Annotated in this window: 17 protein-coding genes and 1 pseudogene; 17 read left to right on the top strand and 1 reads right to left on the bottom strand. The window is 61.9% G+C overall.

The window, feature by feature from the left end; translation table 11 throughout:
• Window positions 1–58 precede the first annotated feature (58 nt).
• The 11 genes from BMY84_RS13295 (at window position 59) to BMY84_RS13350 (ending at window position 11881) form a co-directional block, all read left to right on the top strand.
• Window positions 59–652 carry a TraV family lipoprotein gene (locus tag BMY84_RS13295; protein ID WP_256215251.1) on the top strand — a complete coding sequence of 198 codons (594 nt, stop codon included), beginning with the start codon at window positions 59–61 and terminating at the stop codon, window positions 650–652.
• Window positions 649–3174, top strand: coding sequence for a TraC family protein (locus tag BMY84_RS13300; RefSeq protein ID WP_093084474.1), 2526 nt, complete (start codon window positions 649–651; stop codon window positions 3172–3174). The genes BMY84_RS13295 and BMY84_RS13300 overlap by 4 nt, the downstream gene beginning before the upstream one ends.
• On the top strand, window positions 3171–3506 hold the full coding sequence (locus BMY84_RS13305; protein ID WP_093084475.1) for a hypothetical protein: 336 nt from the start codon (window positions 3171–3173) through the stop codon (window positions 3504–3506). The genes BMY84_RS13300 and BMY84_RS13305 overlap by 4 nt, the downstream gene beginning before the upstream one ends.
• A 222-nt stretch (window positions 3507–3728) precedes the next feature.
• A complete protein-coding gene (locus tag BMY84_RS13315) occupies window positions 3729–4352 on the top strand; it encodes a conjugal transfer protein TraW (RefSeq protein WP_256215239.1) in 624 nt (207 codons plus the stop codon).
• 260 nt (window positions 4353–4612) lie between these two features.
• Entirely contained in the window at window positions 4613–5581 is a 969-nt protein-coding gene (locus BMY84_RS13320) for a TraU family protein (RefSeq protein WP_256215240.1), read from the top strand.
• 313 nt (window positions 5582–5894) lie between these two features.
• On the top strand, window positions 5895–7850 hold the full coding sequence (locus BMY84_RS13325) for a hypothetical protein (protein WP_256215241.1): 1956 nt from the start codon (window positions 5895–5897) through the stop codon (window positions 7848–7850).
• Window positions 7847–8953, top strand: coding sequence for a conjugal transfer protein TraN (gene traN, locus BMY84_RS13330; protein ID WP_093084478.1), 1107 nt, complete (start codon window positions 7847–7849; stop codon window positions 8951–8953). The genes BMY84_RS13325 and traN overlap by 4 nt, the downstream gene beginning before the upstream one ends.
• On the top strand, window positions 8925–9818 hold the full coding sequence (locus tag BMY84_RS13335) for a type-F conjugative transfer system pilin assembly protein TrbC (protein ID WP_177204013.1): 894 nt from the start codon (window positions 8925–8927) through the stop codon (window positions 9816–9818). Before traN ends, BMY84_RS13335 begins: the two co-directional genes overlap by 29 nt.
• Window positions 9790–10389 (top strand): S26 family signal peptidase, encoded by a 600-nt coding sequence (locus BMY84_RS13340; RefSeq protein WP_093084480.1) that lies wholly within the window; start codon window positions 9790–9792, stop codon window positions 10387–10389. Before BMY84_RS13335 ends, BMY84_RS13340 begins: the two co-directional genes overlap by 29 nt.
• On the top strand, window positions 10386–11288 hold the full coding sequence (locus tag BMY84_RS13345; RefSeq protein WP_093084481.1) for a conjugal transfer protein TraF: 903 nt from the start codon (window positions 10386–10388) through the stop codon (window positions 11286–11288). Before BMY84_RS13340 ends, BMY84_RS13345 begins: the two co-directional genes overlap by 4 nt.
• 29 nt (window positions 11289–11317) lie before the next feature.
• A complete protein-coding gene (locus BMY84_RS13350) occupies window positions 11318–11881 on the top strand; it encodes a hypothetical protein (RefSeq protein WP_371262417.1) in 564 nt (187 codons plus the stop codon).
• A gap of 23 nt (window positions 11882–11904) precedes the next feature.
• Here BMY84_RS13350 and BMY84_RS13355 read toward each other — a convergent pair whose 3' ends face one another.
• The gene (locus BMY84_RS13355; RefSeq protein ID WP_256215242.1) at window positions 11905–13044 is read right to left on the bottom strand and encodes an ATP-binding protein; all 1140 of its coding nucleotides are present in this window, start codon (window positions 13042–13044) and stop codon (window positions 11905–11907) included.
• Between the two features lie 134 nt (window positions 13045–13178).
• Here BMY84_RS13355 and BMY84_RS13360 point away from each other — a divergent pair, with 134 nt between their 5' ends.
• The 6 genes and pseudogenes from BMY84_RS13360 to BMY84_RS13390 all read left to right on the top strand — a co-directional run.
• Window positions 13179–14600, top strand: coding sequence for a conjugal transfer protein TraH (locus BMY84_RS13360; protein ID WP_093084484.1), 1422 nt, complete (start codon window positions 13179–13181; stop codon window positions 14598–14600).
• Window positions 14601–14624: 24 nt separating this feature from the next.
• On the top strand, window positions 14625–18377 hold the full coding sequence (locus tag BMY84_RS13365; RefSeq protein WP_093084660.1) for a conjugal transfer protein TraG N-terminal domain-containing protein: 3753 nt from the start codon (window positions 14625–14627) through the stop codon (window positions 18375–18377).
• Between the two features lie 573 nt (window positions 18378–18950).
• Window positions 18951–19199, top strand: coding sequence for a FitA-like ribbon-helix-helix domain-containing protein (locus BMY84_RS13375; protein ID WP_093084487.1), 249 nt, complete (start codon window positions 18951–18953; stop codon window positions 19197–19199).
• The gene (locus BMY84_RS13380) at window positions 19199–19618 is read left to right on the top strand and encodes a type II toxin-antitoxin system VapC family toxin (protein ID WP_093084488.1); all 420 of its coding nucleotides are present in this window, start codon (window positions 19199–19201) and stop codon (window positions 19616–19618) included. The genes BMY84_RS13375 and BMY84_RS13380 overlap by 1 nt, the downstream gene beginning before the upstream one ends.
• Window positions 19619–19630: 12 nt before the next feature.
• Complete coding sequence (locus tag BMY84_RS13385) at window positions 19631–20551, top strand: HEPN domain-containing protein (RefSeq protein ID WP_093084490.1); 921 nt, start codon at window positions 19631–19633, stop codon at window positions 20549–20551.
• A 157-nt stretch (window positions 20552–20708) separates the two neighbouring features.
• A pseudogene (locus tag BMY84_RS13390) lies at window positions 20709–21086 on the top strand (phage integrase N-terminal SAM-like domain-containing protein); the annotation flags it as partial.
• Window positions 21087–21211 lie beyond the last annotated feature (125 nt).

Here is a 21211-nt window from a genome sequence, read left to right on the forward strand (position 1 = left end):
CCCGTACCCCCCATATTCGGAGATACCCGCCATGTCGTCTCGCGCCCCCAGCCCGGCTATGCCCAAGTGCCTATGGCTCGCGCCTGTCCTGGTCAGCATATCGGGATGCACGAGCCTTGGCTCTCTTATGTCGCCCTATTCCGAAAAATTTTCCTGTAAGAATAACGACCACGGGCAGTGCATCCATCCCGACAAGGCCTATGCCGACGCAGTAGCGGGTCGGGCTTCGCGATCGGACCCGTCAGTCACCCGTGACAAGGCGATGCTGAAGCCAGCGCCGGACAGAGTGCAGGACGGGGTGCACGCGGCACCCACCACCGCTCGCGCCCAAGCCAAAATAGCTAGCCCAAGCGCCTATCAAGGCTATCGCGACAGCGTTTATCGCGAGTTGCAGGGCCTCATCGAGGCGCCGGTGACGCCGATGCTCCGGCCTTCACGCACGGTGCGCACGCTGATCATGCCCTATGCCGATCGGGCGCGACCCGACCGGCTCTATATGCCGCGCTATGTCTATTCGCTGCTGGATCGGCCACAATGGGTGATTGGCGACTATCTGCTGGACCGGGTCTCTCCCGCCGCCAAGGCCCCGATCCTCGACCAGGTGCGAGAGAAGCCGCTCGATGAGACAGCGCCTGAAGGACCCCGGCCATGAAGGCCCCGGGAACACGCACGGGCGGCGGCATGACATTTGCCGCCTTGCGGCGCAGCGTCTCGCGCGACGCTTATTCTGACTATCTTCCGATGGTTGCCTGGGACGAAAGCGAAGAGGCCTTTCTCTGTATCGACGATGGCTGGGGCTATGCCTGGGAGCTGGTGCCTTCCGCCTATATGTTCGCCCATGTGCATGGTGCGTTACAGGGCCTGCTCAACATCCATTTCCCGCCGGGCACGGTCGTCCAGATCCATGCCTTTGCCGATCCGCTGATCGACGATACGCTCGATGCCTTTCTGGACCTCAAGACCCGGGACGATCCGCTGATCCAGGCATCGGCGCAGCAGACCTATGCCTATCTTCATGAAGGGCGCCACGGCCTGGATGCCCTCCACGGCATTCCGATCCGCGACTTCCGCAGTTTCCTGTCGGTCAAGACCCGGCAAAAAATCGGTAGCGACATGCGTCGGCAGATCGAGGAGCAGCTTGCCAAGCTCGGCATTCGTCGCATGCCGCCGCAGGGGCTGGTTTCCTTCTATCGCCGGATATTCAATGGTGTCTTTGCTCGCGCACCCGGCGTATTCGCGCAAGGCGACGATGGCAATCCGGCCCGCCCCGTGCGCAAGCAGATCATCGATGCCGGCCCTGACCTGTTGTTCGAAGGCCCTGAAGTGTTCCTGGGCAACCAGGTTGCGCGCTGTCTGACGCCCAAGTCGCCAGCGCGCCGAGTGACAGCGGAACGCGCCAATCGCCTGACCGGTGGTATGCGCGGATCTTCGGAGGACAGCGATCAGATTGGCGGTCCCTTCCTCTACACGTTGAACATCCTGTTCGATCACAGCGCGTTCGAGATCCATAAACGTGCGCAGATCCTTTCGGCCCAGAAGGCGGCTGGCTCGTTCGCGGTCGAGGTGGGGAAACAGATCGAGGAGATCGGCTGGGTCCTCGATGAAGCGGGCAACAGCAAGTTCGTGTCGGTGATCCCGACCGTCTGGCTGTTCGGCCAGACCCGGGCCCAAGCCCGCGAAATGGCGGCGCGCGCCAAGCGCCTGTGGGAAAGCGAGCCCTTACCCTTCATGATGCAGGAAGAGAGCTACCTCAACCCTGTTTTGCTGGCGATGAGCTTACCTTTCGGCCTCTATCCCGAAGGCCGCACAATCAAACTATTAGAGCGGGATCTTCGCATGCCGGTGAAGGCGGCGGTGTTGATGGCGCCGATCCAGACCGACTTTCGCGGCGGTGGGCGCCCGGCCCTTCTCTATACGGGGCGAAAGGGTCAGCTCATCACGCTCGATCTCTTCGACGCGCGGATCAACAATTATAATTTCATCGTCTCGGCCGAGTCCGGCGCGGGGAAGAGCTTCCTGCTCAATAACCTGTGCCAGCAATATTATGCCAGCGGCGCGCTCATCCGGATCATCGATATTGGCGGCAGCTACAGGAAGCTCTGCACGCTGTGCTCGGGCCGCTATATCGACATTGGCGAGGAGCATCTGGTCCTCAATCCGTTTGACATGGGGCTCGCCATCGACGGCGACGATCGGCAGTCGGCGATCGCCATGGCGGTCGCGATCGTTGCCGAAATGGCCAATGCCGCGACGCGCAAAGGCGTCTCAACATCGCAATGGAACCTGTTGAAATCAGCTGTCCAGTGGACGATCGAAACGGGCCGGGCCGCCGATGGCATCGACGCTGTACGCGTGTGGCTGGGCGCCTACCCGGCAAACATAACTAGCGATCTTGACCGGGTCGATCATCTCGTGCCCGTCGCGCGCGAGCTGGCCTTTAACCTGCGCGATTTTGCGAGCGACGGCGTTTATGGCCACTATTTCAACGGTCCTTCGACGCTCGACATTTCGAGCGACGAGTTCGTCGTTCTCGAACTCGAGCGCCTCAAGAACATGCCCGATTTGTTCAACGTCATCGTCATGGTGGTGGTGAATGCGGTCACGCAGGAGCTTTATCTCTCGGGTCGCGATCGACCGCGGTTCGTTCTGTGCGACGAGGCCGCGCAATTCATGAGCAAGAGCGACGGGCAGGACCTGTCACGCCTCGCCGAAGCCTTCGGCCAGGGTTACAGGCGTGCCCGTAAATATCAGGGCAGTTTCGGCATCGTCCTGCAGTCGATGAACGATCTGCTGCTATTCGGCGGCACGGGCCAGGTCATCCTGGAAAATGCCGCGACGCGCTTCCTGCTGCAGGGATCGACCTTTGACAAGGCGGTCGAGAACAAGATCCTCGACTATTCGGGCTTCGTCCTCGATCTCCTGAAGTCGGTCCGCAACAACAAGCCCAATTATAGCGAGGTCTTCATCGACTCGCCGCTGGGCCTGGGGATTGCGCGCCTGGTCGTCGACCCCTTCTCCTATTGGATCAACACTTCGGCCCCCAATGAGGTCGCCGCCTTCGATCGGCTCCTCGCGCGCGGCGCTTCGCCCCTTGAGGCGGTGTGCGAACTGGCCGGCGTGGATCCCGCGCAGCTTCTCGGCCGGCAGGCCCAGCCTGGAAAGGTGGCGTCATGAACCGCGAGACGACAAATGGTGTCCAGTTCACGCTCGGACTCGAGCGACATGTCGCCCTCGAACAGGAGATCGAAGCCCGCGTCGCCGAACGGGCAAAAGCGGAAGCCTGGCTCTGGCGGTTTCGGCTGATCACCATCGAGACGTTCATGATGGCGAGCCTGATCGTCGTGGCCGGACTTTGTCTTGGCAAGCCGATCGCTGAAATCCTGCGAGCAGCGATACTGGTAGCAGCGGCTTGCTTTGCCAGCGGTATGCTGCTGCTCGGGCTCTCAGCCGGCGCCGGTCTGAGTTGGAGCGCTCTTGCAAAGCGCTGGCGACGGTGGCGGTCATGACCGGCATCTTGTCGTCTTCCCCCTCTACGGGGCCTGTTCGCCTCATGGTCGGGGCTCTGCTCCAATCGATGCTCGCCTGCCTCCTGTTCCTCCGAGCGCCAGACCCCTGCGCCACGATGCTTCGGGTCGCGGTCATCATGATGATGCTGTCAAGCATCGGTGCCTTTGCACTTGCTCTGATGGGCGAGCGGCCGAAACACGCCCGCCGGCGGAGACAGCGCCATGCATAAGCGCTGCGCCATACCCATCATGCTTTGCATCGCGTCCATTTCAGAGCCAGCGCGGGCAGGCACCGCGACGATCGGCCGCACCTGGCCGATCGAGGAGGCTGACGCGCTGAGCGAGATAGAAGCCAGGGCGTCGCGGCAGCCCGTCGATATGGCGCGCAATTTCGGTCCGCGCAGTGGATGGTCCGCGATGCGGGCGGCAACGCTCGGCCTGGCGAGTAAAGCCCGCACCCGCTCCGTGGTGCCCTTCTACACGCTCGAGTTCGACATCAAGCTGCCCGATGGGACGATGCTCTATCCCAAGGGGTTCACCTTCAATCCGCTGACCTATGTCGCGCTGCCCCAGCGTCTCGTCATTGTGCATCCGCGCGATCTTGGCTGGGCGCTGCGCACCGCGCGGCCCGCAGACTTCATCCTGCTGACCGCCGGCGATGCGTTGGCGTTGGGCGAACAGGTCGGACGCCCACTCTTCATTCTTGAAGAACGCGTGAAAGACCGGCTCGGACTGACGGTCGCGCCGGTCATCGTCTCGCAAGCGGGACAGCGGCTCGTCCTGCAGGAATATGGTCCGCGCGACTTAATATCGAAGGCGGCTCACCGGGTGGAGATCGTCCGATGATAGCGCTGGATGGCCGCGCGCATCGCACGCGTTGCAGGCTTTGGATGATCCAGAGCCTGAAAACATGCCGCGACATCGCTGGGCTGCAAAAGCGTCCGCTCGATCGCGCGCTCACCGGTCGTACTTACCTGTCCACTGGATGCCGCCATGTCACTGGTCCTCGTCACAATCTTCGTAGAGTCCTAAAAGTCATATCGGCATCCCTGACAGTTACACGCCGGCGGCTTCCGATCGGCCAGTTCACGCTGGCCCTGGGATTTTTGATCTCCATCTCAACGCCGATACCCGCTCAAGCGTCGAAATGCGAGGCCGGTACGATCTTCAATCCGATCACGAAGGTGCGCTGGACCTGCATTTTCCCGATCACGATCGGCGGCGTGAAGGTCGGGAGTTTCGACAAGCTCGACAAGGAACTCGACGCCCAGTCGGCGAGCAAGCTGCTATGTGCCTGTCGCAAGGGTGTCAGCTTCTGGTTCGGGGTCAAGGTCAGCTTCTGGTCGCCAAATCGCATGGTCGATGTCGTCACCGAGCCTGGATGCATGATGGCGCTGGGCGCTGATCTGATGCCAACCGGCGGCAAGCTCCAGGGTAGCCAGAGTTCAATCGCCGATGGAACGAATAGCGTCAAGATGTTGGCGCAGATGCATTATTATATCGCGCCGGTCTGGAAGATGCTCGACATGTTCACCGATCTGCCGTGCATCGAGGATGACGGTTTCGACGTCGCTATGATCACCGAGGTTCTACCGACCTGGCAATCGGGAACGCTGGGCGCGATCATCCAGCCCGAAGGCATATTGTTCGGTAATCCCGCCGCCGGCCTTGCCTGCATGGCAGACAGCGCTGCGGCTGCGGCGGGCAAGGTCATCGACCCCCTCTTCTGGTGCATGGGCTCCTGGGGTGCCACCTACCCGATCGCTGGTGACATCCATTTTGGTGACAGTGTCGAGGCTTGGGCGGGCCTCGCCGCCCGCGGCACCTTCATGATGGGACGCCTCGGCGCGCTCACCATTTCCTCGGCGGACGGCTGCTCGTTCAAGCCACAGCCAATCTGGACCAAGAGCCGTTACAAGCTCCAGATCATGGAACCGGTCAAGGGCGGCAAATGCGTCAATGTCGGCCGTCCCGGCGCACTCTGGTCGAGCGGCAAACACGCGCCTGGCAAAGACAATGCCCAATTCATGCTTTTCGAAAAGGTGATCTGCTGCGCCGGAATTCCGGTGCCATGAGCAGACCCCCCACCAGATGCATCGCGCGTGACCCAAAGGTCTCCCGGTCTGCCCGCCACAGCACCCAAGGCCGGCTGGGCGCGTGCGGTGCAGGAGCGGCGTCGACGCCCCTTGACGACGCCGCTCCACCCTCGATTCCGGCGGTGCCTCGCTCGGCCAATGCCCGCCCTTCCCTGAACGCGGCAGATCCATCTCCTCTGCCCTGCGCCAAGGCGACGCTGACGATGTTTGAGGGCCAGGCTGTGTTTCGGCTAGCGTCCGGCGGTCTCTTCCGGCTCCGCCACGGCAGCCGCACCCAAGGGGCAATGCGGCCGTGACCCGCTGGTGCGCCGCCCTTCTTCTGAGCGTTGTATCGCCGCTGGTCCTGCAGGCAGTAGCACTTGGCCAGGAACCTGTGCTCAGTGTCCAGGAGCGCGCGCGGGCTGCCGCCGCTGCATCGCGCGCGCGTACCGGCGACAGCGATGCGCTGCGATCCAACGTTGTGACGCCCGGGCTTGCCGGGCAGCCAATCGCGACGGTCGATGGCAAGACCAGCTTTACCCCTGCGATCAGCTGCCAGAAAAGCGCGACGCTCCTTGAACTGCTGGTCCAGCCTGGCGCCACCGGCGACCTTGGGCAGGTGCGGATCGCCCATGACCGCGACTTTGACGGTGCCTTCGACAACCAGACCCAGCTGCCCGTACCGGTGTCGGGCGTTTGCGCCAATGGCGTCATCGCCTGCAATCCGGGCACCTGGGAGGGATGCCGCGCCTATGCGTGGAATGTGGACGAGAGCCAGAAAATCGGGCTCACGCAAACGGCGATGACACAGCTTGCGGGCTGCTATTGTCTCAACAATAGCTGCGGGTCCAATCTCGCCTGGGGTAATATGGCAGGGGTCCTCAAGGATCTGGGAGGCGGCGTCGTTGGCGCCCTTACAACGGCCGATCCCCGCATCGGGGTCGCGCAGGCGCAGGTGGAAGGTCCCGTCATCCGCTATATCGGCGCGCAGACGACCGCGTGTGCGACCAACCCCACAGTCGACCAGACGCGCTATAAGGCCGCCCCCACGCTTCTGGCCGGCGACGCCGAGGCGGTGGCCGCTGCCAGTTCCGTATTCCAGGCGGTCAAGGCGTCGCCAGCGTGGTTCGGAAAAGCCCAGCAGGTGTCGGTCTGCACCATAAACCGCGAGATCAGCATGTCTTCGCCCGACCCGCAGACGATCATCACCCGATCATCCGGGGGATATGCGACCATGGCGCCAGCACCCGATCGGCTGTCCTTCCTGATGGGCTCGCCAGGCGACGACAGCCTCAAAGGGGGCAAGTGCGGATTATTCGATTTCAGGATGACGATCGACGTTGGCGACGGGGATCGACTGAAAGCGGTCCGCCTGGCACGCTATTATGCAGATGACTGGGCCCAGGTGCGGGTGGACGGGCAACTGGTAGCATCAGGCCCATCCCCCTGGACGGACATGGGGTTGCCGCCGGGCAAATGCGAGAGGGGCGGACCGTTCAATGCCGCGCCGGCCGTTGATCTGACACCGTTCATGACCCCGGGCTCGCACGAAATCTGGCTTCGCGTCGCTGTCGGAGACGAAGGCGAAGCATTTGCCCAGATTGACGCCGATCTGGACCTTGCCTGTCGGGCGAGCGAAAGGGTGGTTGATCTGTGCGCCGGCTATGCCGGCCAGTCCCACTGTCATCTCAAAGATGAGACGGTTGATGGCGTAGCGACCTTTCGCAGCGGCGTGGGCACGGGTCTTTCGCCACTTCCGCAGACCCGGACAGTCGGCACGGGGACTTGCACGACGCAGCTCACCCGCGACTTCTTCCTGCGCGAACGGCGCTATGCCTGCACGATCGACACGGGCGTGCAGACGCCCCCTGACCTGTCGCGCAGCGCCTATATCATCGACCGGTCAACCGAGACCCTTCTGGCGGACAGGGCGCGCACCGAAGATGGTGGCGTTGCGCAGACCACCCGCCCCTTTGCTTTGCCCGAACGCGGTTCCGTGCCGGCCTGCGAACCGATCTGCAAAACGCGGGCAGCACGCGTGAACAGCGACGCCGCGCCCGATGGCGTGGTCGGCGCGCTGCAGAACAGCCCTCAAGGCTGGGATACCTATTATCACGCCTGCACCGCCGACAATGTCTGCCCTGCAGGCGACGGTGAGGAGATCGTATCGGCGTGCGGCTGCCTCGACGATTTCCCGCAAGCCGTGGCAATGATGCAGACGGTCAGGCTCGCGGGCGCCGACCTTGTCTGCACGGCGAGCGCGCCATGAGCGGCCGCAATGCCTTTACCGCCGCGCTGATGCTCTTGCTCGCTACCTGCGCGCAGCCCCAGGTCGCCGCGGCACAGACGCAGGCGACGCAGCAATGGCTTTGCGCGGTCGATCGCAATGGCAATGGCGATGCCGCCGATGAAGGCGAGATCGCCGGATGCGGAGCCATAGAAGGTGGCCAGCATCTATGCCCTATCGACCAGGCCGCCTGTACGCAGGACGCCGATCACCATTATAGGTGCCCGCTAGGGGCCCAGTTCTCCTGTCTGTCGCTCGACGGCATCGCGCCGCCCAGCTGCTCGCCCCATGCCTGCATCGATACCGGCGCGCATCCGATCGAGACCGATGTTCCGATCGACGACCCCGGCACCCTGGCAGACGGCACGGTCGATGAAGACGGCAATTGTCTCGGGACGATCGAGATATTCGGCGGCCGCAAGCTTCGCTGCCGGACGCCCGGCCTTAGCGTCACCTTCCAGAACTGCTGCAAGGACAAGGGCAAGATCGTGAAGGACGGGATGGGCTCGTCGATCAGCTCGATCGGTACCAAGATCGCGGTCGCCAAGGGCGTGTTCACCGGCATGAAGGCGGCTTATACAGCGTTCCGGGCGGGCGCGACCGCGAGCCAGGCAGCGAGCGCGGGGGCGAACGCGCTGATCGTCGGGATCGACCCGACCTCGATCGCCATCAGCCTCGCGATCAATTTCATGATGGAGGTTCTGCTGCAAGGCTGCGACCAACAGGATATGGAAGCGGGCATGCTGCGGGGTTCGGGCATGTGCCACGAGGTCGGCACTTACTGCTCGTCGAAGATCCTGGGCATCTGCGTCCAGAAGGCGAAAAGCCAATGCTGCTTCAATAGCAAGCTCGGCCGCATCATTCAGGAGCAGGGTCGCAACCAGTTAAAGGCGTTTGCCAATGGCTGGGGCGAGGTCAAATCACCCGACTGCCGTGGCTTTACGCCCCAGGAGTTTCAGGCGCTCGACTTCAGCCGCATGGACCTGTCCGAATATTATAGCGAGATCGAGGCCCGGTCGGCCGATCTCATCCAGTCCGATATGGAGGAGCGCGTCGATGCGTATCTCAAGACCGTCCAGCCTTAGTCTGGGCGCTGCATTGGCGCTGGCGGGTGTGCCTTACGCCCTTGCCCAGACGGCTGAAGAACAGCAAGAATCAGGCCCTGGTCCCGCGATCGGCGCGCCTGCAACCGGCGCACAAGCGATGGAGGCTCTGGCCAGCGCGCGTACCCGCCAGAGTGAGGCACCATCGGCGCGGTCTCCTTCGCCTGTTCCGCCTACATCCTCCGCACCGATGCGCAAACGGGCCTTTGAGGCGTTGCGATCTCGAAAGCCCTCCCCTGTTCTTGAAGAACGCGCACGGGCGGCCCGGCTGGCAGGCGAGGCGCAGCTTGCGAGGGACCGTGAAGCGATGGGCAAGCGGCTGGCGCAAGCCCTGGGTCTGGAAGCCCCTTCAACACAGGCAATCGTCGACGCGGTCACGCCCGCAGCCCCCCGATCCTGGGTGCCGGTCCTGTTCCTATCCTCCTCGATTCCGATCACAACGCTGCGGACCTATGCCGGGCAGCTCGAGCGCGCGCACGGGGTCCTTGCATTTCGTGGCGCGCCCGGCGGGCTCACCAAGGTCGGCCCGATGGCGAAGCTCTCGGCAGAGATCCTGCGGCTCGATCCAGGCTGCGAGGGCCCGGCTTGCGCCATGCGCAATGTGCAACTGATCGTCGATCCGATCCTGTTCCGGCAGCATGGCGTCGCTAGGGTTCCCGCTTTGGGCATGCTGCCAGGCGATCCGACCCAGCCCTATTGTGAGCGGGAGGAGGACAGCCCCACCTCTACCAAAGCCGCGCATCTCGTCTATGGCGACGCGGCGCTCACCGGAATGTTTGAAGCCTATGCCCGCCTCGGCGGCAAAGAGGAGGTGCGCGATGCTCAGACTCGCCTGGAACGCCGCTAGGCTCGGCTGGCCCGTTGTCCGCGACCTGCCCCGGCGGGCCGCCGAAGCCTTGGGACAAGCGGGTCCCGATCAGCCATCCATGCCGGAACGGTTATGGAAAGCGATGGCTATAGTGTCGGCTATTGCCTTGTTCGTCTGGTGGGCGCTGCCTCAGCTGATCTGGGTCAGCAGCCCCTCGATCAACGCCTATGCTGTCCGTAAATCGCCTGGGACCATCGCCCGGCATGATCTGGTGATGTTCGAACTACGCCATCCCCTCGCCGGGCCGGTACCGGTCAATGTCACCAAATATGCGTTATGCCTGCCCGGTGACCATCTTGCGTCCTTCACCATGCGGTCCGATCGCTTTTCCGGACGCATAGAGGCTGCCTTCTTCTGCAACGGCAACCTCTTGGGTGTCAGCAAAGCCTATGGGAGGAACGGCCAGCGACTGGACTATTTTCGATGGAAAAGCGGGCCGATCCCTGAAGGCCGGGCCTATATTGGCTCATCCTACAAGGACGGGTTCGACAGCCGTTATTTCGGCCTGGTCCCGATCGCAAAACTGGTGCGGATGGAGCGGGTGCTGTGAAGCGCGCGGTTTCCCTATTCGTGGCGGCGGGCATACTTGCCCTCGTCCCGAAGGCCGCGCGAAGTGCGGATGCACCGCCGCCGTCAACGAAGGTCCGCCAGGGCTATTGGTGGTACGAGGCACCGCCGGCGCCCAAGGCGCAAGCGGACGAGATGGAGGATGCGCCGCTCGTTAAACCCGTCATCCCGCCGATGGCCGAGCTTGCCCGATGGACCCCACCGAGAATCCGCAAACTCATCGAGTCTCAGCGCGACTATGCCGCGACCGTGCTGACCGTGGACGCAATATCGGACTTCTGGCGGCTGCAGGATTTCGCCCGGCGCAAGGCCAGGGCTTTTGCCGGCCTCACCCAGATTGCGATGCTCACCCATCCCGAGCTCAATGCCAAGTCGGCCAATCCCATGGTCGGCGATGCGCGCGCCGCGCTGGGTGCCCAGAAGGAGGCAGTTCGCCGGGCCTATCTACGCGGACAGGCAAGGCAATATGCCCTCGTCATGTTCAGCCGGGAGAGTTGCGGCTACTGCCGGGTGCAATGGCCGATCGTTCAGCGGTTTCAGGAGGATTATGGCTGGCAGGTGATCCGGCAGGATCTTGACGCCCATCCCGAACTTGGATCGCGGTTCGGCGTCGACGTGACGCCGACGACGATGGTGATCCGGCGCGACAGCGCACAGCGCATGGTGATTGCAAGCGGCGTCGAGGCTTATCCGAACCTCTCGCAAATGACCTATCAGGCAGTCAGGCTGCTCAATGGCGATATCCGACCCGAACAGTTCATGACGGGCGCTGGCGAAGAAGGCGGCTTTTTCGATGCCCTGGCCAATGGGCCCGTCGCTGCATCCAGTCTGGCGCCGGATGGCCAAAGGTCGAGCATCACCATCGGGGGCGACGAGCGATGAGGGCAAGCAGTAGCCTCAGGCGATCGACTATGGCGGTCATGGCCGGGCTTTGCGCGCTTGGTCCGGGCATCGCGATGGCTGCCGAGGCAGGCAGGGACCTGGCGCGTCGGGCAGCGATACATCCTGTTGCAAGCGTGCCTGACCTGCAGGCCTGGATCGCACGCATACCGGCAACAAAGGATTTCCCGCCTGACCTCGCCCAGACACTGCGCGGTAGTTCCAGCCTGTTCCTGATCGAGATGAGCACGGCACCAGGCTGCATTCCCTGTGCCGACCTCTGGGCGCGGCTCGCCCGGTTTCGCACGCGCTATGGATGGCGGGTGCACACGATCACCACTCAGAGCGCGCTTTTGCGGTCGGGGCGACTGGGGCTTCCCTGGGTTGGTCACCCGGTGGCCTGGGTACGCCCGATTGATGATGAGGACCGTACTGTGCCCATAGCGATCGGCACCGATCTCGATGCCAATCTGGCTCGCAATGCCTATCTGGCCGCCAAAATACTGACAGGCGTCAGGCCGTCCGTGGGCGTGCGGGCGATGTCGAAATTTTCAGGCATTGTTGGAGCAAGCAGGCCAGCAGAGGCACCCCGGTGATGAACTGTGCAGGCGCTCTTCGATCATGCGCGCGCGCGCAGCATCTGGCCGGCAGTTTCAAGCGGCATCACCATGATGTCCGCAGAAAGGGGGTAGGTCTCGCTGCCAGGATAGATGACGATCTGGCGTTGGGGCCTCAGATCCTGGCACGCGTGATGAAAGCCGCGTTCGACCTTGGGCGAAAGGCTACGCTTTACCTCATAGACCCACAAATCGCCCCCTGGCAGCGTGATCAGAAGATCGATCTCTGCGCCGGCGGCGGTGCGATAGAAATTGGCGAGACTGCCTTCAGGCGCCGCTGCGATCAGACTTTCTATAACAAAGCCCTCCCAGCTACCGCCAGCTACGGGATGCCCAAGAACCGCCTCTTCGTCGCCAAGGCCAAGCAAGGCATGGACCAGGCCGCTGTCGCGTACATAGATGCGCGGCGATTTGACGAGCCGCTTGGCGGTGTTGCTGTGCCAGGGCTCCAGCCTGCGAACGAGCAGCAGATCAACCAGCAGGTCGAGATAGTTGGCAATTGTCTTGGAGTCGAGACCGAGGCCTCGTGCAAAGTCCGAAGCGTTCATCAGGCCAGATTGCTGATGGGCCAGCATCGTCCAGAAGCGCCGCAATGTTTCGGCGGCTATTCTGGGACCGAGCATGGGCACATCCCGCTCGAGATAGGTGCGGATGAAGTCCTGCCGCCAGCGCAGACTGGAGCGGTCGCTGGCCCCAAGAAAGCTGTCAGGGAAACCGCCTCGTACCCACAGCCTGTTCATCGCTTGCGCGTCTACCTCAAGGGCATCGAGCCCCCCCATTTCAAAATAGCTGACACGACCGGCCAGACTTTCTCCCGACTGCGCCAGGAGATCGATCGATGCCGATCCCAGAAGCAGGAAGCGGCCGGATGTAAGGCCTGCGCGTCTGCCACTATCGATCAATCCCCGCAGGATCTGGAAAAGCCCCGGCAGGCGATGCACTTCATCAAGGATCACCAGCTTGTCCTGATGCCCCGAGAGATAAAGCTCAGGCTCGCTCAGCTTCGCACGATCCGCGTCGGATTCCAGATCGAGATAGAGCGAAGGGGTCGTCTTGCCGATCTCGAGCGCCAGCGTGGTTTTACCCACCTGACGCGGTCCCAGCAGCGCCACTGCTGGTGTCGTAGCCAGACGTTCGATCAAATCTGTTGCGATATGCCGTTCAATCATCCTTGCATTATTGGAATATATTTCCAAATTTACAAGGTTAAAATGCACACTCTGCGGACCTGGCGGACCGATGAAACTCCCATTTTCTCTAGAAGAGGTCTACCGCCATGCAACGTCTGCGTCACCATGCCCTGTCTGCCGGGATTGCCACGCTTGCGACATGTAGCGTCAGTTCACCGGCGCAGGCGCAAGGTTGGGCGGAAAGCTGGTTCGACAATGTCACCTATACGAGTCCCGGAAGCTTTGAGGATCAGACCCGCGGCTATGTGACGGCCGGCGGCATGTCGGGCCGGGTCGATGTCCATAACGACTATCTGATGAGCCTTACAGTCCCTAAGGTAAAGGCGGGGTGCGGCGGTATCGACATGTTTCTGGGCGGCATGTCGTTTCTCGACCCGGACTATATGGTGCAAAAGCTCGAGAGCATCCTCCAGGCCGCCCCTGCCGTTGCATTCCAATATCTGCTCGAGACGCTCGACGAGAAGATGGGGAATATCATCTCGAAGATGGAGGCGGCAACCAACTTCCTCAATTCCATCCAGGTCAATGACTGCCGGCTTGCCAACCGCATGGTACAGATTGGCAAGGGCGACGACAATATGTCGGGGATCATCGAGGAGATGACGGGCTATCGCTCGGTCAAACAGGGCTTTGCCAAAAGCTACCAGCAAAGCCGGGAGAAAATCGAGGCGAACGCCAACAACCCGACCGAGGATCTCAAGGACGCATTGGCCAACTGCCCGGCGGAAGTGACGGACATCTTCCGCACCGGCTCGCTCTTGTCCCACGCGGCCGCCCGGGTCGGCGCCAGCAGCTGGGCGAGCGTCATGCGCGCGCGGGTCGGCGACGTCTATATGCGCTGGGACGCGAACGACAAGGTGCCGCTCTTCTCCGCGATCCCGGCCTGCCCGGCGCAAGACAGCGAGTCCCCTGACGATTTCCTCTCCGGTAAGGTCCAGAAGCGCGCACTTAACATGCCTTCGACTGCGGACGATTGCTCGGCCGACGGGACCAAGGGTGCACTGGCGCTGTCGCGCGAACGGCTCGAGGCCATTGCGGGAAAGATCAAGACCAAGGCTGCCTTGTCGGACGAGGAACGTCAGTTCGTCGCCAATGTGCGCACCCTCCCTGTCTACCGCATGCTCGAATGGGGCGTGCGCCAGGGCGTAGTCGGCTCGGTGATCGCCGACACCGATGAGCTCGTCGCCCTAACCCTTGCCTATCAGATGCTGAACGACCTCACCCGCACGATCGACTTCGCGCTCACCAATGCCGAGCGCGGCACAAGCGCGGCGGGCGCTGCCGATGGAGCCAGCGCCAATATCTGCCAGACCCGTATCCTCACCAAGGGAATCGAGCAGTTGCGTGACCTGCGCGAGGAGGTGCTGCGGCAGCGCGCGCAGATGCGCCAATCCTATCTGGCGGCGCTAAACCAGGCGAACCTGTCGGCCAACTATGCCGGGCTCCTGCGCCAGCGCGATCTCGATGCCCGCAATGCCGCCGGCGTAGCCGCCACCCGCAATCGCTGAATGGGGAGCCGTTAGATGCGCCCGATGCTTCAAACTGCCCTTCGCCCCGCCCTTGCCAACCCGATCGCCTGGACCGGCGCGACGTTGAGCCTCCTCCTACCCTCCCCTGCCCTGGCCCTCGAGGCGAGCTACCATAGCTATGACGGCTTTGAGGAAACGGTGGACGCCTTTCGGCTCGTGTCGATGATATTTGCCGATCCCCGGTACGAAACCTTGGTACTGATCATGGCGGTTGCAGGGATCGCGCTGGGCGCCGTGCTCGCGAGCATTCGTGGCCAGGGCATGGGGCTCGTCGCCTTCGGCTTCCAGATTCTGATGGGCGTCGGGCTGTTCGTCGGGTTCGTGGCGACCACCGGCACGGTCCATGTCTATGACCGGGTTCGCAACGCCTATCAGCCGGTCGGCGACGTCCCCAATCTCCTCGTCCTCGTCGCGGGCACCACGAACCTTATCGAACGCGCGCTTGCCGAGACGATCGACGACAATGTGCTCGATCCCAATGCCAAGCTGGAGTTCGGCGCAGGCGGCCATGCCTTCAATCTCTTCTTCAACGCCGCGGCGCCCCGTGGGCCTATGACCGACACCTTCTTCGACGCGACGGTGAAGGACTATGTGCGCCAATGTTATCCGGTCGCGCGCGTATCCCCTGCCTATGGGGTGGATGACGACATGCTGTTCCGGACGGCTACCGATCTGCCTGCGGCCTTTGCGGCGATGGCGGGTCCGGCCACTTTCTCGACCGTCTACACGCCCACCGACAAGGGCGGCGTGACCATGAGCTGCGCCGACGCCTGGGACCATATTTCAACACGCCTGGCCGAGCCGACCCTGTTCGACGGCTATGTCCACCAGGCCTGCATCCGTACCGGGTTCGACGTCGACAATGCCGGACAGCTCGCCCGCTGCCGCAGTCAGCTGGGGGAAATGGGCCAGATGATGATGGGGACGCCGCTGTCGCTCCAAGCCTTCATGACTAACGTCATGCTGGGCACGAGCGTCGGCGATGTGCTGTTCGAGGACTCCCCGGCATCGGCTGCGCGTGTCATGGCGAACCGCGCGGTGATCTCCAACGGGCTTGCGACCATGTCGGCGGCCAATGAATGGATGCCCACGATCCGCGCGACGATATTCGGGATCATGCTGTTCATGGTGCCGGTCGCGCTCTTGTTCGTGCTCACGCCAATCAATCTGCGTGTCCTCTCCTATGCGCTGGGGCTCTTCGTGTTTGTGGCGCTGTGGGGCGTGATCGATGCGGGCATCTATCAGCTGACCCTTGGCCGGGCGATGGACGTCCTGGCCGAGATGCGTGCCAACCATGTCGCGGCCAATGCCTGGATGCTTGCTCCCTCCTCGGCCATGAAAGCGCTGGCCATCTTCGGCACGTTTCGGACGGCAGCGGCTGGCCTGGCGGGCGCGTTCGTATTCACGGTATTTCGCTTCTCGGGCAACATGTTCAGTTCGCTCACCGGCGCATCGATGGGCGTCCATACCCAGGCGGCTGGTGCTGCAGCGCCGATGGCGACCAGCGACGGCTATGCCTCGGCGCTGGAAGCGCAGGGGTCGGCAATGGGTACGGCGCATCGCAAGGCCGCTGCATCCAGTTTCGGCGATTTTGGCGAGCGGACCTCGTTCGCCGCGTCGCGTTCGTTCGGCGAGTCCAGCACGATCATCGGCGAGGGCAGCCCGGTAACGCCCGGCCAGACTGCGCTTGGCCTGGGCGGTCTCGACGCGCAGCGGGAAATGGGCGCTCTCTCCCCTGCCCTCGCCAAGGGCGATCTGTCCAGCCCCGCGGCGGCGCGCGCGGTTCGCGCGAACGCCACGACGGCCGCCATTCATCAATTTGCCGAAAAGGACGCACTGCGCACCCTGGGCAATCGCTATTTCGGTGAAGGGGAGTCAGGTGAGCAGGCCTTTGCCGCCTTTGCCCAGACGATGGTCCAGTGGAAGGCGTTCGGGGACGAGCGGGCCTATGGCATGATGCATCAGGCGGCTTCCCGTCATTATGAGCGTAGTGGCTACAGCCAGGCCGACGCGCAGCTCAAGGCATCGAGCATCATCGCGGAGGCGTCGAGTGACCCTACCTTCGGCAAGATCATCGCCAACGCCTATGACCAAGAGGCCATGTTGCGCAACGACCTGACCGGGGCGCAGGTGCAGGTGGGCGCGATGGAGGGCCGACGTGATTTTGCGGGCGTTGACGTCTCCGGCATCGAACGCAGCAATGTCGCGACCGAGCAAGCCCATCGTACTGGCACCAACCAGGGCCAGCGCGACGCTTCTGCAATGCTGGGTCTGCCGTTACAGGAAACCAGCCGCCGCATCGGATTCATCAACGCGCTCTCGGGCGAAGCCCGCTCCTCCGCTGTCTCCCAACTCGCCCGCGCGACCGGCCGCAACGAAGCGCAGGTCGAAAAGGCGCTGGCCACCTATTCTGCGGCGACGCAGCTTGGGACGGCGGATGGCGCGACCGCAGAGGCGTCCCGCGAGGGGACCAGCGTCTACGGGCGGACCAGGGAAGCGGCGGGCTATGATTTTGCTGAGCGGTCTGGCAAGCTTGACGCCCAGCGCGAGGTCGGTCCCGACGGTACGCGCAGCGCAGCCCGGATCGGCGAGCAGCGGCGGCAGTCGGAGAATTTCGGGTTTGCCGAGGGCGCGGCAGCTGCCGGGTCGTCGGTGCGTCAGGCCGCGCATCTCGACAGCTTCATCAAGACCCTCAGCCAAACCGCCGGCAATCAGGTCGATATGGCCGAGGGTGGCGCGGAAGGGATTGCCGATCGGGCGCGGAACGATCGTCTTACGCATATTGTCGATGCGGAGCGCCTGACCCGCATGCAGGGCCTCTTGAAGGCTAACGGCATCGCGATGACCAAGCGGCAGATCGCGATGGACCAGAATGGCGACCTCAGCCTCAACCTGTCCCCGCGAACGGCGGCCCAGATGTGGAAGGCTGGCCTCCTGAACGAGAGCCAGTTGGGAGCCGTTGCCAATGGCGGCCGTGCGCGCTTCAGCTTCGCCAACAACGATCTCCTCGTCTCGTCCAGTGCCGGGTTCGAGAAGAGCGCCCGCAACGACACCAGCACGCGCTTTGAGGCCGGAAAGCAAGCTGGTCCCGACACGATCGAGCATTTTCTGGGCGGCGGCGCGGAAGGTCACGCGATGATGGCGAACTGGCTCAAGGGCGGGTTCGAAATGGATCGTCACGGTAATTGGCGGCTGAAACCCCAAGTCGCTGATACCCTGCAGCGCGACGTTCAGGCGGTGATGGCGCAGACCGGATGGACACGATCCCTCAGTCGCAGTGCGTCACACGAGATATCAAATAATATTTCAGTCGGCGCTGAAACTGGGGGAAGCTCAATGTCGCACGGAGACAAGCCAAGCCGATTGATTAATTCGGCAAACCGCTCTGCATCTGGGCGAGCCGGATTTGAGATTTCTGGCAGGACGTCTGACACTGGGAGTGGAACGACCGAAGCGACTTCGAGCATAGACATTCTGAATCATGACGTTCGATCATCGATTGCTAATGCAGAAGTGTCAGCATCCAGGTCGATCAAACCTGAACAAGCCTTCGTGAGTGAGCTGGGCCGTCAAATCTTTGGAAATGACGGGCTTCGAAATCGTTATCTCGGTGACGCCGACGCTGGTCGAGGCGTATTCGATGGAACTGCCCCCATGACGTCGTTCGAGCAGTCGGAGATTCTGAGTAAGGGCAGATTTTCTGGTGATTTCGAGGGCAGTCCGGTAGATGGCGATCCAACCTTTAAACAGCGCTAACGCTTACCTAAACTCCGCTCTGCACGCCGATGTCGCCTACGAGAGTTCATCGGATTGAGCGGGTGCCAGTGCCAACGTGGATTACCTGGATCGGTAGGGTCGTTCCGACGTCGGAACCCAAATGAGCAGGTCTCCAAAAAAAACCTCGTCGTCCGCCGCGACCATCCGCCCGTATTTGTATCTCCAAGCCGCTCGGAAATATCCGAAGCCAAGCCCAATGATGACCAGATAGGGATTGAGAACCGAGACCATGATAAACCACATCGCCCCCTCATGGGCCAGTAGGACGTCACGAGGTACGATCCAGCCCAGGACCAGAGCGAGAAGGATGACAGACCACCAGAGTTTGGCATACCAAGGCCGCCAGAACCAATCTCGGGCTCTGGGGCGCTTGAGCGGCTGAAGGTTAGGTGCGGTGCCTGTCTCGTTCATTGCTTCATACCTCGCGCGGACCATAGCCAAATTCGACTATTCCACACAAAGAGATGCCACCAAATTGGCGCATCCTCCTTGCAAATGATAGCACGGCCGGTAAAGTGATAGCAATCCGATCATGCGTATCAGGAGGCTTTGATGGCATCAGTGACGGTGAGAAATTTGCCTGACGAGGTGCATCGGGCCATCCGCGCGCGCGCAGCGTCCCATGGACGGAGCGCTGAAGCGGAAATTCGCGACATTCTGGAGAAGGCAGTGAAGCCGTCTGACCGCCTCCGGATGGGTGACGCTCTTGCTCAGATCGGTCGGGATGCGGGCTTGACGGACGATGACGCCGATTGGCTTGGTAAAAGGCGTGAACCTGCTGCCCCTCTGAGCTTCGATTGATGATCGTTCTGGACACAAATGTCGTTTCGGAGGCCATGAGACCGTCGGCGGATCCCTCGGTTACCGACTGGCTCAATCGGCAGCCGGCAGAAACACTGTTTCTGACAAGCGTGACCCTCGCTGAACTGCTGTTCGGGATTGCAGCGCTGCCTGAAGGCAAGCGCAAAAATGCGCTTGCCTTTACTTTGGGCGGCCTGCTGGAATTGTTCGGCGACCGCATCTTACCATTTGAGACCAAGGCAGCGCAAAGCTACGCCAACTTGGCCACCCACGCCCGTGCCGCGGGAAAAGGTTTTCCTACCCCAGACGGCTATATCGCCGCCATTGCAGCGGCCACTGGCTTTTCAGTCGCGACCCGCGATACTGCTCCATTCGATGCGGTTGGCGTTGCTGTTATCAATCCTTGGAATTCGCACTGACGGCCTGAAATCATGCGAACAGACATCTCCCACCTCCCTCCCGCCAAGCAGCGCGAACTTGAGCGGGTGGTGCAGATTATCTTCGAGGAGTTCGGGGACGCCAACAATCTTGCCACAGGAAAGCGCAAGGTAGGTCGCATCCAAAAGATCATCCTCTATGGCAGTTATGCGCGGGGCGGATGGGTGGACGAGCCGTATACCGCAAAGGGCTACAAGTCCGACTACGACCTGCTCATCATCGTCAACCAGAAGGACCTCACGGACCGCGTTCAATATTGGGAGAAGACCGACGAGCGGCTGATGCGTGAATTGGCGATCACCAAGATGTTAAAGACCCCGGTAAACTTCATCGTCCACACCTTGCAGGAGGTGAATGACGGCCTTGCCCATGGCCGTTACTTCTTCATGGACATCGCCCGCGAGGGCATCGCCCTCTATCAGGCCGATGAAAGCGAACTCCACCTGCCCAAACCAAAAACATCAGCACAAGCGCTGGAGATGGCGAAGGAATATTTTGACGAGTGGATGCCGAGCGCGTCAGACTTCTACGATGGATTTCGCGACGCGATGGCGCGAGGAAAATTAAAAAAAGCAGCGTTTGATCTCCATCAGTCGGCAGAGCGAATGTATCACACCGCTTTATTGGTCTGCACATTCTACACCCCACACGTCCATAATTTGGGTTTCCTGCGGACGCAGGCCGAGCGTCTTGATTACCGCTTATTTAACGTTTGGCCGCGCGACATGAGGGTTGAGCGAGCAATGTTCGAGAAGCTCAAGGACGCCTATGTAAAGGCGCGCTATTCGAAACATTACACCATCAGCGAGGACGAACTGACGTGGCTGGGCACGCAGGTTGAGGAACTGGGTCGCACCGTCCATATCGTCTGCAGCGAGAAGATTGCCTCACTCGGGTCTAATAGTGCTGGATGACTACCTCGAATGGCAGACGATGGGACAAGTACGAACCCGCTGGCGCGGGATGGGCGGCTGGATCAAAGTGACCTTGACGATCTGGCGTGGTGCCGTGGTTGAGGCCCAAGCGAGGTAGGCAGAACATCGAGACTCCTTTCAACCAAGGAGTCGAACGATGATCAACGCTATTTCTGAAGTTCCTGTTGGATCGCTACGCCAGCGCATGATCGACGATATGAACATGCGCCGATACGCACGCGAGACGCAGCGCAACTATGTCCGCGACGTCGCGCGCCTAGCCACTTATCTCGGCCGGCCTCCCGATACCGCGACGGCGGAAGATCTCCGTCAGTTCCAGATCGATCAGAGAGAAGCGGGACTAGGCGTACCGACGATGAACAGCATCGTCGCTGCCCTGCGCTTCTTTTTCACGCATACGCTCGATCGGCCCGATCTTTCTCGCAAGCTCTATACCGTCAAGCATCCGCGCTCTTTACCCGTCGTCCTCAGTCCCGATGAAGTCGCGCGGCTGCTGGTGTTGACAGCTGGTGTCAACGGGCACCGAAGATTCCACTGCGTGTTTCGGAAAATCCCGGACAGTGATTTCACTAAATCGCGGACAGGCATTTCAGTAAATACGGGACAGTGATTCCGCTAAATCCCGGACAGGGTTTGGGA

It is taken from the genome of Sphingobium sp. AP50, from assembly GCF_900109095.1.
Classification (GTDB): Bacteria; Pseudomonadota; Alphaproteobacteria; order Sphingomonadales; family Sphingomonadaceae; genus Sphingobium.

Coding starts and splice junctions, on each gene's coding strand:
- BMY84_RS13295 (WP_256215251.1), top strand. CDS start 59: ATGCCCAAGTGCCTATGGCTCGCGCCTGTCCTGGTCAGCATATCGGGA.
- BMY84_RS13300 (WP_093084474.1), top strand. CDS start 649: ATGAAGGCCCCGGGAACACGCACGGGCGGCGGCATGACATTTGCCGCC.
- BMY84_RS13305 (WP_093084475.1), top strand. CDS start 3,171: ATGAACCGCGAGACGACAAATGGTGTCCAGTTCACGCTCGGACTCGAG.
- BMY84_RS13315 (WP_256215239.1), top strand. CDS start 3,729: ATGCATAAGCGCTGCGCCATACCCATCATGCTTTGCATCGCGTCCATT.
- traN (WP_093084478.1), top strand. CDS start 7,847: ATGAGCGGCCGCAATGCCTTTACCGCCGCGCTGATGCTCTTGCTCGCT.
- BMY84_RS13335 (WP_177204013.1), top strand. CDS start 8,925: ATGCGTATCTCAAGACCGTCCAGCCTTAGTCTGGGCGCTGCATTGGCG.
- BMY84_RS13340 (WP_093084480.1), top strand. CDS start 9,790: ATGCTCAGACTCGCCTGGAACGCCGCTAGGCTCGGCTGGCCCGTTGTC.
- BMY84_RS13350 (WP_371262417.1), top strand. CDS start 11,318: ATGGCGGTCATGGCCGGGCTTTGCGCGCTTGGTCCGGGCATCGCGATG.
- BMY84_RS13360 (WP_093084484.1), top strand. CDS start 13,179: ATGCAACGTCTGCGTCACCATGCCCTGTCTGCCGGGATTGCCACGCTT.
- BMY84_RS13365 (WP_093084660.1), top strand. CDS start 14,625: ATGCTTCAAACTGCCCTTCGCCCCGCCCTTGCCAACCCGATCGCCTGG.
- BMY84_RS13375 (WP_093084487.1), top strand. CDS start 18,951: ATGGCATCAGTGACGGTGAGAAATTTGCCTGACGAGGTGCATCGGGCC.
- BMY84_RS13380 (WP_093084488.1), top strand. CDS start 19,199: ATGATCGTTCTGGACACAAATGTCGTTTCGGAGGCCATGAGACCGTCG.
- BMY84_RS13385 (WP_093084490.1), top strand. CDS start 19,631: ATGCGAACAGACATCTCCCACCTCCCTCCCGCCAAGCAGCGCGAACTT.